Source organism: Xanthomonas bonasiae, from assembly GCF_017163705.1.
Classification (GTDB): Bacteria; Pseudomonadota; Gammaproteobacteria; order Xanthomonadales; family Xanthomonadaceae; genus Xanthomonas_A; species Xanthomonas_A bonasiae.
Genome location: NZ_JAFIWB010000027.1, coordinates 36,966 through 51,547 on the forward strand (window position 1 = coordinate 36,966; position 14,582 = coordinate 51,547).

Annotated in this window: 12 protein-coding genes; 10 read left to right on the forward strand and 2 right to left on the reverse strand. The window is 64.1% G+C overall.

Annotated features, from left to right (window positions below):
• Positions 1–27: 27 nt before the first annotated feature.
• From JR064_RS18935 to JR064_RS18955, 5 genes are all read left to right on the forward strand, one after another.
• Positions 28–504: a chemotaxis protein CheW gene (locus JR064_RS18935; RefSeq protein WP_206230731.1), complete on the forward strand. Its 477-nt coding sequence runs from the start codon at positions 28–30 to the stop codon at positions 502–504.
• A gap of 186 nt (positions 505–690) precedes the next feature.
• Entirely contained in the window at positions 691–5,127 is a 4,437-nt protein-coding gene (locus JR064_RS18940) for an RHS repeat-associated core domain-containing protein (protein ID WP_206230732.1), read from the forward strand.
• 3 nt (positions 5,128–5,130) lie between these two features.
• Complete coding sequence (locus JR064_RS18945) at positions 5,131–5,664, forward strand: hypothetical protein (protein WP_179566476.1); 534 nt, start codon at positions 5,131–5,133, stop codon at positions 5,662–5,664.
• A 144-nt stretch (positions 5,665–5,808) separates the two neighbouring features.
• Positions 5,809–6,858 carry a glycosylasparaginase gene (locus tag JR064_RS18950; protein ID WP_206230733.1) on the forward strand — a complete coding sequence of 350 codons (1,050 nt, stop codon included), beginning with the start codon at positions 5,809–5,811 and terminating at the stop codon, positions 6,856–6,858.
• Between the two features lie 14 nt (positions 6,859–6,872).
• Entirely contained in the window at positions 6,873–7,592 is a 720-nt protein-coding gene (locus tag JR064_RS18955; RefSeq protein WP_206230769.1) for a copper homeostasis protein CutC, read from the forward strand.
• Between the two features lie 757 nt (positions 7,593–8,349).
• Here JR064_RS18955 and JR064_RS18960 read toward each other — a convergent pair.
• On the reverse strand, positions 8,350–9,441 hold the full coding sequence (locus tag JR064_RS18960) for a sialidase family protein (RefSeq protein WP_206230734.1): 1,092 nt from the start codon (positions 9,439–9,441) through the stop codon (positions 8,350–8,352).
• Between the two features lie 58 nt (positions 9,442–9,499).
• Between JR064_RS18960 and JR064_RS18965 the strand changes: the two genes are divergently transcribed.
• The 5 genes from JR064_RS18965 to JR064_RS18985 all read left to right on the forward strand — a co-directional run bounded on the left by JR064_RS18965 (position 9,500) and on the right by JR064_RS18985 (position 14,073).
• The gene (locus JR064_RS18965) at positions 9,500–9,754 is read left to right on the forward strand and encodes a hypothetical protein (protein WP_206230735.1); all 255 of its coding nucleotides are present in this window, start codon (positions 9,500–9,502) and stop codon (positions 9,752–9,754) included.
• Positions 9,755–9,968: 214 nt separating this feature from the next.
• On the forward strand, positions 9,969–12,614 hold the full coding sequence (locus JR064_RS18970; protein ID WP_206230736.1) for a hypothetical protein: 2,646 nt from the start codon (positions 9,969–9,971) through the stop codon (positions 12,612–12,614).
• 23 nt (positions 12,615–12,637) lie between these two features.
• The gene (locus JR064_RS18975) at positions 12,638–12,868 is read left to right on the forward strand and encodes a hypothetical protein (RefSeq protein WP_206230737.1); all 231 of its coding nucleotides are present in this window, start codon (positions 12,638–12,640) and stop codon (positions 12,866–12,868) included.
• A gap of 248 nt (positions 12,869–13,116) precedes the next feature.
• Positions 13,117–13,680, forward strand: a complete 564-nt coding sequence (locus JR064_RS18980) for an RNA polymerase sigma factor (RefSeq protein WP_191824298.1) — start codon at positions 13,117–13,119, stop codon at positions 13,678–13,680.
• A gap of 159 nt (positions 13,681–13,839) precedes the next feature.
• Positions 13,840–14,073, forward strand: a complete 234-nt coding sequence (locus tag JR064_RS18985; RefSeq protein ID WP_145702145.1) for a RebB family R body protein — start codon at positions 13,840–13,842, stop codon at positions 14,071–14,073.
• Between the two features lie 46 nt (positions 14,074–14,119).
• Here JR064_RS18985 and JR064_RS18990 read toward each other — a convergent pair whose 3' ends face one another.
• On the reverse strand, positions 14,120–14,581 hold the full coding sequence (locus JR064_RS18990) for a hypothetical protein (protein WP_206230771.1): 462 nt from the start codon (positions 14,579–14,581) through the stop codon (positions 14,120–14,122).
• Position 14,582: the final 1 nt, after the last annotated feature.

The following is a 14,582-nucleotide window of genomic DNA, read 5'->3' on the forward strand; positions in this document are numbered from 1 at the left end:
TTTCCCGGTTCCAGGACGACGTAATCCATGAGCAGCTACGCCAGCAACGACGAAATCCGCGGTGTCCTGATCCAGGCCGGCAGCGAGCGGGCGCTGCTGCCCAACGCCACCGTCGCCGAAGTGATGTCGCGCGTGCCGGTCGAACCGCTGCCCGACGCCCCGCACTGGCTGCTCGGCCAGATCGCCTGGTACGGCTGGAAAGTCCCGCTGCTCTCGTTCGCCCGCCTGACCGGCCTGGGCAGCGAGAACGTCGCCTCCAACAACAAGATCGTTGTGCTGAAGGCGCTGGGCGGCAACCCGGACCTGCCGTACTTCGCCCTGATCACCCAATCCTTCCCGCAGCTGATCTCGGTCCCGCGCGACGGCCTGCTTGCCGACGCCTCCGAAGAAACGTTGCCCGCTGGCGTGCATATGCGCGTGTTGCTGGGCGAGCAGAGTGCGTTGTTGCCGGATATGGAGGCGATCGAGGGGATGATTGGGGAGCGGTTTTCGGCTGTTGGTTGAGTGAGCTTCTAGTTCTGACAAAACGAGTCGCACCTGTACATCAAATCGGCCTACAGCGATGCCAGGACTCTGGCGCAGGGCGCAGATTCGGTTGAGATGGCGGAGGTGCGCTGCGCTAACCGGCGTGTTTCTTTTGGCTCAGTCGCTGCGTCTGGGTATCGGCAGCTTATTCATCAGGAAGAATGAATGGAACGCTTCTTTGCCTCGGCTAGGATTGCAAGACCGTTGTGCCATTTTTTTGGATTGTTTTGTTTGGCATGGTTGACGCTAGACAATACAGCCCTGGCGGCGGGGTCGGCGCGTCAGCAGAATCCTGCATGCGGCTACAACGCGTGCGATGAGGCTTCTGCGTATGCGGAGTGTAGCGACGAACTATCTTTGGCCAAGAAGGATTCAGGGCTGCAGCCCTGGGTGCAGGGTCTGATCTGCTATAACGGCCATGGGCGTAATTCTTACAATATTGTTCACTCGGATCCGTTGGGGCTCGATGCGGGCCTTAACGACTATCAGAATGGATTCGCTTATGTGGCAGGAACGGCGCCGCTCAATCCTGGGTCGGTCCTGGGTGTGCCTCGCTGTCGGGAGCAGTGCTTCGGCGATCCGATCAATGCAGGTGTCGGCAATAAGTTCGAGACGCATGTCGAGTACCGGGGGGAAGGGGTTTTCCCGCTGTCCTTGGCATTGACCTATAACAGCTCGCGCGGGATTAGCTATTACCCTGAAGAGTTGAAGGTGTTCGGTCGAAATCGTACACATAGCTATTTGCGCCGCATCAACTATTTCGATACGTCTTCTGGCCCTGTCGTCTATGTTTCGCGCCCTGGCGGCGAGGCGCTGCGCTTCACTCAGTCTGGCTCGGGCTGGGTGCCGGATGTACCGGGCGATGGGCAGCTTTCCAGGTCGGTAGATGGCGGAGGAGCCATCACGGGTTGGCAGTTGCGTGAAAACAAGGGGGGTGTGGAGATTTTTGATGTAAAAGGGCAGTTGTCTGAAATCCAGGATGTGTCTGGATTCAGGCAAGTGCTCGCTTACGACGATGCGGGACGCCTTGCTTCTGTAAGGGATGCGGTCGGTCGAGCAATGCGATTCGAATACGGTGCCGACGGGCTGGTTAGTGGCGTGTGGTTGCCTGATGGGCAGCAGCTACGCTTTTACTACACGGCGAGCAAAGATCTGGAGCGGGTAAGTTATCCGGATGGGCACGAAGTGAAGTATCTGTACGACGAACCCGACCATATCAGTGGCTATGCGCCGGCTGGAATGTATACGGGATTCATCGACGAGCAGCAGCGGCGTTACTCGACGACAAGTTATGCAAAGTCGCTCTATGGAAGCGATGCGAAGGCACTGGGGACATATCTTGGCGATGCCGTGGATCGACACATGGCGGACTATGCCTTCGCCGATGGCGAAACCTATACGACCGCTGCGGCCATTACATCTAGTCTAGGTAGTGTCAAGACGATCAGTTTTGCCTTGGTCGACGGTATCGTGTCGCCGGTCTCGATCGTGCAATCGTGCGATAGCTGTACGCCGCAAGACGTGTCTTATGAATATGCTGCCGACGGACAGGTCTCTAGCATCACGAGATCAGGCGTCATCACGAGTTATGTCTATAACGCCAGGGGTTTGTTGGATGCCCGTGTAGAGGCGTCCAATGATGCAGCGGGCAAGAAACGGACCACTCAGACCGATTGGAATCCAGATTTCGCCGTCCCGCTAGAGCGCCGAATCTACAATGCGGCAGGTGCGTTGACCGAAAAGTCAACATGGACCTACAACGTTCGCGGCCAAGCGCTGACAGCGTCCCGTACAGATCCCGCAGCCGGCACGGTCCGCACGTCCACCACGACGTACTGCGAACAGGCCGATCTCGATGCAGGGGCTTGTCCGTTGCTGGGTTTGGTGACCACGGTCGATGGCCCGCGTAGCGATGTCATGGATCGTCTCGCCTACACGTACTATTCCGCCGACGACAGCACCTGCACCAGCGCGCCGACCATCTGCCCGCACCGCAAGGGCGACCTGTGGAAAGTCACCAGCGCTTTGGGCCAGGTGACCGAGTATCTGTCCTACGACGGCGCCGGTCGTGTGCTGTCGGTGAAGGACGCCAACGGCACCATCACCGACTACAGCTACCACCCGCGCGGCTGGCTGACCGCCAGCAAGGTCCGCGGCGCCGACGACACCAGCGAGAGCGACGACCACATCACCCGCATCGACTACTGGCCGACCGGCCTGGTCAAGCAGGTGACCCAGCCGGATGGCGCCTTCACCGCTTTCACCTACGACGCGGCGCACCGCCTGACCGATATTGCCGACAACGCCGGCAACACGCTGCACTACACGCTGGACAACGCCGGCAACCGGGTCAAGGAAGACACCAAGGACGCGGCGGGCACGCTCAAGCGCACCCTGTCGCGGGTCTACAACCAGCTCGGCCAGCTGGCCACGCAGGCCACCGCCAGCGGCGACCCGACCGACTTCGGCTACGACGCCAACGGCAACACCACGGCGGTCACCGATGCGCTGGGGCACAAGACCCAGAACGACTACGACCCGCTCAACCGCCTGGCGCGCACGCTCCAGGACGTGGGCGGCATCGCGGCCGAAACCAAATTCGGCTACGACGCGCTGGACAACCTGACCAAGGTCACCGACCCCAAGGGCCTGGACACCACCTACGCCTACAACGGCCTGGGCGACCTGACCAAGCTGACCAGCCCGGACACCGGCACGACGACCTACACCTACGACAGCGCCGGCAACCGCGCCACGCAGACCGATGCGCGCAACATCAAGACCACCTACAGCTACGACGCGCTGAACCGGCTGACCAAGGTCGCCTATCCGACCATCAGCCTCAACGTCACCTACACCTACGACGTCAGCCAGACCACCTGCGCCAGCGGCGAGACCTACGCCATCGGCCGCCTGTCGCGCATGCAGGACAGTAGCGGCACCACCGACTACTGCTACGACCGCTTCGGCGACCTGGTGCGCAAGGTCCAGACCATCAACGGCAAGGTGTTCGTGCTGCGCTATGCCTACACCAAGGCCGGCCAGCTGAGCCGCCTGACTTACCCCGACGGCGCAGCGGTGGACTACGTGCGCAACGCCCAGGGTCAAACTACGGAAGTGGGCGTAACCCCGGCCGGCGGCACCCGGCAAGTGCTTCTGGGCAACGCCACCTACTATCCGTTCGGCCCGGTGGCGAGCTGGTCGTACGGCAACGGCCGCCCGATGCAACGCGTGCTGGACCAGGACTACCGCCCGCTGGCGGTCAGCGACACCCGCAGCGATGGCCTGAGCACCGGCTTCGCCTTCGACCCGGCCGGCAACCTCAGCGCCCTGACCGCCGCCGGCAACACAGCTCCGGTGGTCAGCCTGGACTACGATGCCCTTGGCCGGTTGACCGCGTTCAAGGACGGCCCGACCGGCACGGTGATCGATGGCTACAGCTACGACGCCACCGGCAACCGGCTCAGCGCCAAGGTCAACACCAGCACGCAGAGCTACACCTACCCGACCACCAACCACCGCCTGAGCGCGGTGGCCGGCACCGCGCGCACCTACGACGCGATCGGCAACACGCTGTCCATCGGCGGCACGGCGCAGGAGTTTGCCTACGATGCCACGGGCCGGATGAGCCAGGCCAAGCGTGCGGGCACGGTCGTGATGAAGTACGGCTACAACGGCCGCGGCGAGCAGGTGCGTCGGGTGGACAAGACCAACACCTACACGCTGTACGACGAGAGCGGGCACTGGCTGGGCAACTACGACGCCAACGGTGCCGCGCTGCAGCAGGCGATCTGGCTGGACGACTTGCCGGTAGGCGTGCTGGCCAGTAACAGCCTGCGCTACGTGCAGCCGGACCACCTGGGCAGCCCACGCGCGGTGATCGACCCGACCCGCGACGTAGCGATCTGGACCTGGGACTTGAAGGGCGAAGCCTTCGGCAACACCCCACCCGACCAGGACCCGGACAAGGACGGCACCGCGTTCGTGTTCGATATGCGCTTCCCGGGGCAACGCTACGACTCTGCTACTGGGTTCAACCAGAACTACTTCCGGGATTACGATCCCGGCACCGGGCGGTATGGGCAGGCCGATCCAATAGGCTTGCGAGCTGGCCCCAGTATTTATGCGTATACGAATGCTGATCCAGCGGCCTCGCTTGATCCGTATGGACTTCAAGTCAGAGCTCCGAGTGCGCATACCTGGAGAAAAAATGCAGGGAATTATTCAAGTATAAGGTCCGACATTCCGTATACTCCTCCGGGCGTAAATATACCGTTGAGTTTCTCAGTGCATGACGCTACTTCAAGCTATTTGGAGTCTGCTGCAATAAGTTTGGTCCCGTGGGACTATACGATGTATTGCATCGACGTCTGGTGCATGCGTCGAAAGTCAGAGGACCAATGTTCTATATCTGATCAATGGGAAAGAGAGGGGCAGATTGGTGGTTATCAAACTCTCATAAATGTTATGCGTAGAGGATGCCAGTGTAGGAAGGCACTGTTTGGAGATCAGTTGCCAAGGACTGGGCCTGACCAAGCGGAATTCATGGACGCGTTGGAGATCGCAGCTAGGCTGCGAGAGCTTCAGATGATGAGGAGGTAATTCATGAAATTTTTTCTTATCATTTTATCTTTTTTGGGCCTTCTTTCTTGCGGCGCTAGTGCTGGATCTTCGGAATCGATTGGGTATATTGTCCCTGCATGTGAACAGGTAGGGGCGTCTGTTGAAACAAAAAAATGGTCAACCTCTCAATATTTATTTGAATCATCTAAGGCTAAGCAAGTTTGTGCGCAGACTATTTCTTCTGGTGTGAAAATTGGTACTCCATTGCGCATTGTTCCTTACAAAAGTGGATTGATTGATGTTGAGTTCGAGTGCAGTCATCAGGATTCAATAAGTTTTTTTAAAAAAAATGCAGGTAAAGAAGTATTTTTTGTTGCGGGAAATGAAGCGGTTGTAAAAGCTAGGGTTCCCGAGAATCCTACTGATGACCGATGCGCCTTGTTGGGGCAGACAGATCTTAAGGAGTCTGTCTCAATTTGTGAGGCATTCGCGCATTCGCTAAATAAGGATAAGGGTAAGTGTGTGGAGCTTTGCTCTCAATATGATTCAGGTTGGGCATGTGTTGTGCATAACTAAAATTTGCCTAATGCATGGGTGATGCGATAAATCTCCAATCAAGGGGCATGCCTTCAATCCCACCCCGCTCTGTCGCATGATGCAAGGCCAACCGCGCATGCTCTTCGCGCGGCGCCCATCCTTCCCCGCGCCGGAGCTACCCCCATGCACGAACGCCGCCACTTCCTGAAGACCGCCGCCTTCGGCGCCCTCGCCACCGGCCTGGCTGCTGCGTTGCCGCGCGCACGGGCTGCCGCCAGCAACGGCGTCGCACCACTGCCGCGCGGCGCGGCGCGGGTGATCTCGACCTGGGACTTCGGGATCGCGGCGAACCAGGCGGCGTGGCAGGTGCTGGCGCGCGGCGGCGCGGCGCTGGATGCGGTGGAGGCCGGGGTGCGGGTGCCGGAGGCCGATCCGGACAATCCGACGGTGGGGTTGGGCGGCTATCCCGACCGCGATGGGCGGGTCACGCTCGATGCCTGCATCATGGATCACACCGGTGGCTGCGGTTCGGTGGCCGCGCTGGAGGACATCGTGCATGCGATCTCGGTGGCGCGGCGGGTGATGGAGAAGACGCCGCACGTGATGCTGGTCGGCGACGGGGCGCTGCAGTTCGCGCTGGCGCAGGGCTTCGAGCGCACCAACTTGCTGACGCCGTCCTCGGAGAAGGCGTGGAAGGAGTGGTTGAAGACATCCGAGTACAAGCCGGAAGTGAACATCGAGAACCGCGCCTACCAGAAGGGCACGCTGCCCGGCGGCAAGGACAACCACGACACCATCGGCATGCTGGCGCTGGACGCGCTCGGCAATCTGTCCGGGGCCTGCACCACCAGCGGCATGGCGTGGAAGATGCACGGGCGGGTCGGCGACAGTCCGATCATCGGCGCCGGTCTTTACGTCGACAACGAAGTGGGCGGCGCGACCTCGACCGGCGTCGGCGAGGAGGTGATCCGCAACGTCGGCAGTTTTGCGGTGGTGGAGATGATGCGCCAGGGCAAGAGTCCGGCCGAGGCCTGCCGCGAGGTGGTGATGCGCATCGTGCGGCGCAAGCCGCAGTTGACCCGCGACCTGCAGGTCGGGTTCCTGGCGATGAACAAGCGTGGCGAGGTCGGTGCGTTCGCGATCCAGCCCGGTTTCAGTTACGCGGTCTGCGATGCGCAGCGGCAGGATCTGTTGCTGCCGGGGCAGAGCCATTTCGCGAAGCCGGCCGCATGAGCCAGGTCGTGCGGATGGGACTCGAAGTGGCTGCCGATTCGATCGGTTCGGCGCTGGCGGCGCAGGCCGGCGGGGCGATGCGGGTGGAGCTGTGCGGCGGCCTGGATGGCGGCGGGCTGACGCCGTCGTTCGGCACGCTGGCGGTGCTGCGCGATCGCTTGACCATTCCGCTGTATGTGCTGATCCGCCCGCGGGTCGGCGATTTCGTATTCGACGACGCGGAAGTGGAGGCGATGCGCCGCGACGTGGAGCAGTGCGTGCGGTTGGGGTGCGACGGGGTGGTGCTGGGTGCGCTGGATCCGGCCGGCGAGGTCGATATGGCGACGATGCGGGTGTTGATCGCGGCGGCTGGATCGCTCGGGGTCACGTTCCACCGCGCCATCGATGTCAGCGCCGATCCGCGGCGTGCGTTGGAGGATGCGATCGCGCTGGGGTGCGAGCGGGTGCTGACGTCGGGTGCGCGCGAGACGGCGGAGGAGGGCGCTGCGCTGATCGCCGAGCTGGTCCGGCAGGCAGGCACGCGCTTGAGCGTGATGCCGGGATCGGGAGTGTCCGATACCAATCTGGCGCGGCTGCGTGCGCTGACCGGCGCGCGCGAGTTCCATGGTTCGGCGCGCGGGCCGCTGGCGTCGCGCGCACTGACGCCGCATGCGCATGTGCGCAGCCTGGGTGGGGATCGCATGCAGACCGATGTGGAGCGGGTGCGGCGGATGGTGGCGTTGTTGGCGGCGTAATGGGGTACCGGCGGTGTGTGGGAGGCGACTCGTCTGCCGCGACTGGATGGGGCGGAGCGATCCTGATTTCCGCCGATGATGCGGATTGCGGTCAGCGTCTGCGATATGGCAGGAGGAGGAGCTTCGGTCCCGACAGATCAACAAATCGATGGGGTGACAGGCTCCGTTCGTCGCGACTGAAGTCGCTCCCACAGGGGCTTGCGGCCGGGCTGCCGGGTGCGCTTTGGCAGGAGCATCAGCCCTAACCGGCCGCCGAAGTTTGCTGCCTCATCGTGTTCTGTGTCGCGGTTGAAACCGCTCCTACAGGGAAGTGTGCGATTGATTGGCTGGGTGCACTGTAGGAGGGGCTTCAGCCCGGACAGATTGCCAAATCGTTGGGGTGACAGGCTTCGTTCGTCGCGACTGAAGTCGCTCCCACAGGGGCTTGCGGCCGGGCTGCCGGGTGCGCTGTGGGAGGAACATCAGCCTTAATCGGTTGCCGAAGTCAGCTATTTCTCGTGGTCTGTGTCGCGGTTGAAACCGCTCCTACAAAGAGGCTTGCGGTTAGCTGGCTGGGTGCACTGTGGGTGGGACTTCAGTCCCGGGGGCTGCCGAAGTCCGCTACTTCGTCGTGGCCTGTGTCGCGGCTGAAGCCGCTCCTACAGGAAGCCCGCGCCGCGTTCGCTGGTCGCTGGTCGCTGCGGCGTCGGATCGCCCATTCGCATGAGGTACGAATAGCGCTTCGCGCAACCAGCGCCTCATGCCGGGACGCGCAACCTCACTCCTTGCCGCCCGGCTTCGCCGCGGCCACGCTCAATCGCTTCGGGTCCAGCACCACGTGCTTGATGCGGGTGCGTTTCCAGGTGTAGCTGATGTGCACCAGGCCGTCGCGGGTCTGGATGACCGCCGGATAGGAGAATTCGTCCTTGGCGCTGTCTTCCAGGGTCAGCACGCGGGTCCAGTGGCTGCCGTCGGCGGACAGGGCGACCGCCAGGGTGCCGCGGCCGTCCCACCAGTCCTTGCCGGCTTCGGTGGGGTTGTAGACCAGCAGCGAGCGGCCGTCCGCCAGGACCACGGCGTCGGTGCCGGAGTTGGGGTTGGCCAGGTCGAGCAGGGTCATCGGTCCCCAGCTGCGGCCGTGGTCGTGCGACCAGGTGCTGAACACGTGGTTCTGCTGGCTGCGGCCGATCGCCTGCACGCGGCCGTCGGTGTGCACCAGCACGCTGGGCTGGATCGCGCCGATCCGCGCCGGGTCGTTCAGCGACGGGCCGCGGGTCCAGTGCGCGCCGTTGTCGTCGGACCACTCCATGTGCGCGACCCAGCCGGCGTCTTCGCTGCTGCTGGGGCTGAGGATGCGGCCGTCGGCCAGTTGCACCGGCTTGTTCTTGATCGGGCCGAGGATGCCCTCGGGCAGGCGCTCGGGCGCAGACCAGCGCACGCCGCCATCGCGGGAAGTAATCTGCATGCCCCACCAGCGCTTCGGGTCCGGACCGACCTTGTAGAACAGCCGCAGCGGTCCCTTGGCCGGCTGGAACAGCACAGGGTTCCATGCCGGCAACGGCGCGCCCTTTGGCTGCTTGCCGTCGGCCACGCGTTGCGCCGGCTGCCAGCCGTGCGCGTCGCGCCGTGCGACCCAGATGCCGACGTCGTCGGCGCCCTCGTGGCGCCCGCCGAACCACGCGGCGAGCAGGCCGTCGCGGGTTTCCAGCAGGGTCGAGGCATGGCACTGCGCGGTCGGCGCCGCGGTGTTGACGAATTCGCTGTAGACGATCGGCGAGGGCAGGCCGAGCGGCGGTGCGGTCGGCGCGGGCGCGGCGATCGCGCGCACGGCGAACAGCGAAAGGAGTGGGAGCAGCGTGGGGTACATCATGGTGGTCCGGTCCTGTGCCGGTTAAAGAGATACCTATTTATCATCAATTAAATACCACATGCTGACTGTGTCGGCAGCAAACGGGTATCCGACACCATCGAGGACCTGCGAGCCGAACCGCCCGCTCTCGCCGATCCGCTGGCTGGCTGCCCTTGGCCTGACCGCGCTGGCCGCGCCGCGCGCGCTGGCGGATAGCTTCTCCCGAGGGAAGCCGTCGTCGCAGCAGTTCGGGGTCCAGGTCGCGCAGGCCGACGCGATCGGGCATACGAAGATCGATCACTTCCCGCGGTCATGGCCTCGCGCGTGCGCCTGAACCTCACTGCCCAGCGCCGACGCGTCGCACATCCGCGCGTTCCAGTTGTTCGACGTGGGCGCTGCCGCGCGCTGAATCCGCCCGTCTGCGCCACGCACAGGCCGCGCCTGGGCGCCCGCGGGGCGCGGACTTTTTCACATCGCGGCGAAGGCTGCGTTTAGGACAGTGTCGCCGAGCATCGCGCGATGCCTGCAGTGCGCTGCGCGGACGAGGCATGCGCGAGTCGATGGCGATACGTTTCCGAACGGAGCATCGCCATGGTCAGCAGGGCAGGTGGACGCCGATCCCGTTTCCGGTCGGCATGGACGCGTTGCAGGGTCCGGCGCCGTGCGCGCCTGCGCCAGGCATGGTGCGTGGCGCTGGCGTGCATCGCGGTCATGCTGGCGCCCTCCTGGGATACGCGTGCGCAGTCGCTGTCGGCCATGGCCGAGGCTTGCCGCGATCCATTGCGGACCGTCCGCGAGCAGTCGATCACCCCTCAGCCTCCCGGCGCGTCGCTGGCGCCGACCAGGCGCGACGATTCGATCGATGCACCGCAACGCGTCGCGCTCGCCGCCGGCCGTCCGCGCTCGCGCTGCGCTGCGGACCCGGAGCGATCCGGCTTTCATTCTCGTCCCTAGGCGGCGGATGCCGCCCGTCTCTTCCTAAAGGATCCGCCATGGCCTATTTCAAGCTCGCCGAACAAACCCAGCTGACCCGCTACGTCTGCGATTACCACAGCCACTTCACCGGCATCCTGCCGACGCAGCGTAAGCGGCTCGACGATGAAGGCGCATCGCTGGCGCAGTTGCTGGCGCAGAGGTTCTATCCCGGCGATGCGCATCGGCTTGCCAAGGGCGAGCTGAAATTGTTCGACTACGCGTTGTCGCTGATGATCGACAGCAAAAGCAATCCGTTCGCGCGGTTGCTGGCAAAGCAAAACCGCGCCGATTACGAGCGCGCCGAATGCGTGGCAGAGAACCTGTATATCGCCTGCCAGGTGTTGGCGGCGAACGCGGGCTATCTGCCTGAAGAGCTAGCCCTGCCGCCGCAGTCGCCAGCCCTGTATTCGCTGGTCGGCCGCGAGATCGTCGCGCCGGCGCTGGCGTCCGCGGCGGGTCCCGATGTCCGCTTGCGCGAATTGGTGCGCTACTTCAACAACAAGCTCTACAGCGCCAACAAGTACACCCCGTTCGACGACGCCTACAAGTTGCGCGGCCATTTCGTAAAGCAACTGTGCCAAGGCGATCCGGCCAAGTACGACACCTGGAACGAAGCGCAGAAGAATGACTACCAGGCGTGGGCGAACGCCACGTTCGACTACCTGCGCGAGGACGGTGTGCTGTTGACCCAAAGCGCCGCCACCGAGGACGAGATTCCGCAATTGGCCAGGTTGGCGCAGGCGTATAACACCGCAAAGGGCACCGACTACCGCTTGCTGGTGCACACGCCGCACCATTACATGGCAAAGGGCGAACTGGCCAGCTATCTGGACGCCAAGGTCAGGCCGTTGCTGGTCGGCGAGGGTAGCCCCGTCGTCGTCGGGCTGGACCTGCTTGGCGCGGAGAACAAGGTCGGCAACTACGCCGAATTGTTCAAATGGTTGCAGGCCAATGTCGAAGCACTGGGCGCCAACTTCGGCGACGACGGCGAAGGCAAGCGTGCGCGTCGCATGATCGTGCATATCCACTGCGGCGAAGGCAGCGGCTTCGGCGCGGAGAACCGTTCGGTCATCGGCTATTACTTCCACGAAGCCGGCGATCCGGATCCGGCGTTCTACGCGGCATTGTCCGCACATGTGCTCGACGCATGCGGCGCAGCGTACGCCAAGCGCAGCAATACGGTGCGCGGAACGCGCGGTACCGCCATCCCTCAGGCGCTGTTCGAGGAATTGTTCGCCAATACCGCATTCAGCCATGCCGGGCACGTGCTGCGTCGCTTCGACATCAATGCGCCGCTGTCGCGCGAACTGGCCGGCTACAACGCCAAGCGCAACGTGATGGCCTTGAGCGAGGCGCTGGACCTGATCCAGGTGCCGTTCAAGGAAGACTACTACCGCAACCTGGTGGAAGAAAACCCGCTGTACGCGTTCCGTCTCGGCCACGACTACTACTACCGTAGCTATATGGTGTCGCGCTACCCGTGGCTGGCCTTCGACACCAACTTGGGCAGCAATGCGATCACCGGCGCCTCGGCGCAGTTCGATTCGGTGCATGGCTACCGGCTCAATCGCGGCTACCGGCATCTGGACGGCTACATCGATACCGACGTGCTGAATGAGGCCGGAAACGCCGTGTTGAGCATGGACGCGCGCAGCCTCAGCAGCAGCCAGATCGCCAGGTTCATTGAACTCAGTCGGTCTAAAGATGATCTTCCGACAACGCTGCAAAAAAATCGTGATTTCCTGCTGCAGCAACTCAAGGGCGCGCTGGGACCGATCAAGGCTGCGATACCGGAGGAGGCGCTGTTCGCAACCTATTGCTTGCTGACCGAATACTGCGCCGGCGAACAGGATGTCGCCGCCTTGCGCTACCAAGCGATGGTGCGCGTCCTGCAGGTGTTTCAGAACTGGCGCTCGTACCTGCTCGGTGCCGACGGCCAGGGCGTGGAGCATACCGGCGTGCAACATGAATTCCTGCGTATGCTGGTGCTGCTTGTCTACAAGATGCTGTTGATCAACCAGGGCGAAATTCCAGTGGCAGTGCTGCAGGCGCTGGCCGCGCTGTTGCAACAGCTGGCACGGGGCTACTGGACGGCGACGATTGGCCCGCTGGACGACCTTCAGGACGCTGCCGATCCGCTGGGCCTGGAATCGCTGGATGGCTTCAAGGGTCCCGCCTCGGTGGTCGTGGTGCGGCGCACGCCGCCAGCCCAGCCGTGACCTCCGGGCAAGGGGACATCGCGATGGACGAGATCACCGAGTACCTGTGGCAAGAGCAACTCGCGCAACCGCCAGCCGTGGCGGCGGACACGCCGCCGGCGGACGCCGCAGCGACTACGCCGCCGCAGTCGTCGGCGCAGTCGTCGGCGCCGGAGCGGGAGCAGCCCTATCAGCCCAACCTGGAACAGTTGCTGCGTGCATTGAGCAACCCCGAAGTGCGCGAGGCCCTGGTCAAGCTGCTGCAGCCTCGCTGATCCACGCCGACACGTTCCGATCCGGGCCTGACTGCATGCGCAGCAGGCCCTTCTTTTTGCGTGCGCGCGCGACAGGAAACTTGGTCGCTGCGGCGCACGCGCGTATGCATTCGTAGACAAAGCAACACGGCGTGCCGCATGTGGCGCGGCCGGCCGCCAATGCGGCGTGGCGTTGTCACCCAGGGAACAGCTATTGCCTGCAAGCCCCGCAGAGACTCGTTGCACAAGGGACTTCGGGAGTGTGTGCGATGGATGTGGCAACGGGGAAAGAGGAAGGGGATGCCGGCCGTTTCGCCAGGGCCGACGAGATGTTCACGCGGGCATGGCGCAACGCTCTGCCGGATCTGCGCCGGCGTGCGTTGCGGCTGGCCAACGGTCGCCTGGATGCTGCGGAAGACCTGCTGTCGGATACCGCGGTGAAGGCGCTGCTGTTCATGCGCCGCTCGCCGGAGGCGATGACCGATCCGCAGGGATTCCTGTTCGTGGTGTTGCGCCACGTGTTTCTGGACGCGGTCAGGCGTCGTCGCAGCGGCGAGCCGCTGGACCGGCAACACGAGGCGCACGACGTGGACACCGTGGCCGACCAGGGCATGACCGCGCTGCAGCGCGCCGAGTTGAGCGATCAGATGGAGCGCGTGGTCGCCGCGGTGGCGGCGCTGACCCGCGAACAGCGGCGCCTGTTCGGCTACCGCTTCGTCGAGGAGTTGCCGTATCCGGTGATCGCCAATCTGCTCAGCATCAACCAGCCGCTGGTGCGCAAGCGCGTGGAGTTGCTGCGCAAGCGCCTGCGCCTCGCGCTGGTGGCGGAGTGAGCACGCGCGGCCAGGGTTTCACAAACCGCCCACGGCGGCGTTTTCATTCAACGCCGGGCCGGCGCGGGCTGCGGCATCGCGGGCACTGCGGCTGACCCACGGCTCCGTCCGTGACGACCGCAGCGCCTCCCGGCAGGCGACTTACGAAGGAACAGGTTCATGGCAGACAACACGCTCGTCAATTCGCAGATCACCGATGCGGTCACCCAGACCAACGTCAAGGTGGTGGCCGAGGCGCCCGCCCAGGCGATCGCCTCGCTGTACCAGGTCTCCAGCCACTCCACCGGGCTGGCGTTGCAGAACGCGGTGTACAGCCAACAGGCGCTCAACCAGATCTCCACCGCGGTGGTGTCCAAGGCGGTGGCGCTGATCATGGCGATCGGCGAGAAGTGACGCGGCCCGCATAGCGCCGGGCGCTGCCGCGGCGTCGTTCTATCCTTCAGGAGAGTGGCATGTGGCCTTTCAACAGCAAGACCAACCCGCCGCCAGCGGCCGCCGCAGCGCCGGCGCCCGCGGTAGCGCTGCCGGCGCCGGGTGCTGCGGCGGTATCCGGCGCACCGACGGCGAGCGCTGCGGCGGCAGACGGGCCCGTGCCGACAGCGGACGGCGCGGCGCCATCGGCCCCCGCATCCGCGCCCGCGCCCACCGTTGCCGCTGCCGCTGAGGCGGTGCCTGCCAGTGTACCGACGGCTGCGCCGACGGGAAGCGCTGGCGGCACCGAGGCAGGCAGTCCCGATGCGGCATCCGCATCGACCGCCACCGACGCCGCGGCGGCCAGTGCCGGCGGCGCTGCGGCGGCCCCGCCCAGCGATGGCGATGCTGTGTCGCCTTCGCCTTCGCCGGCAGCACCGACCTCGCCTCCACCGCCACCCTCAATGCTGAGGACGCTCAACGCACGCATG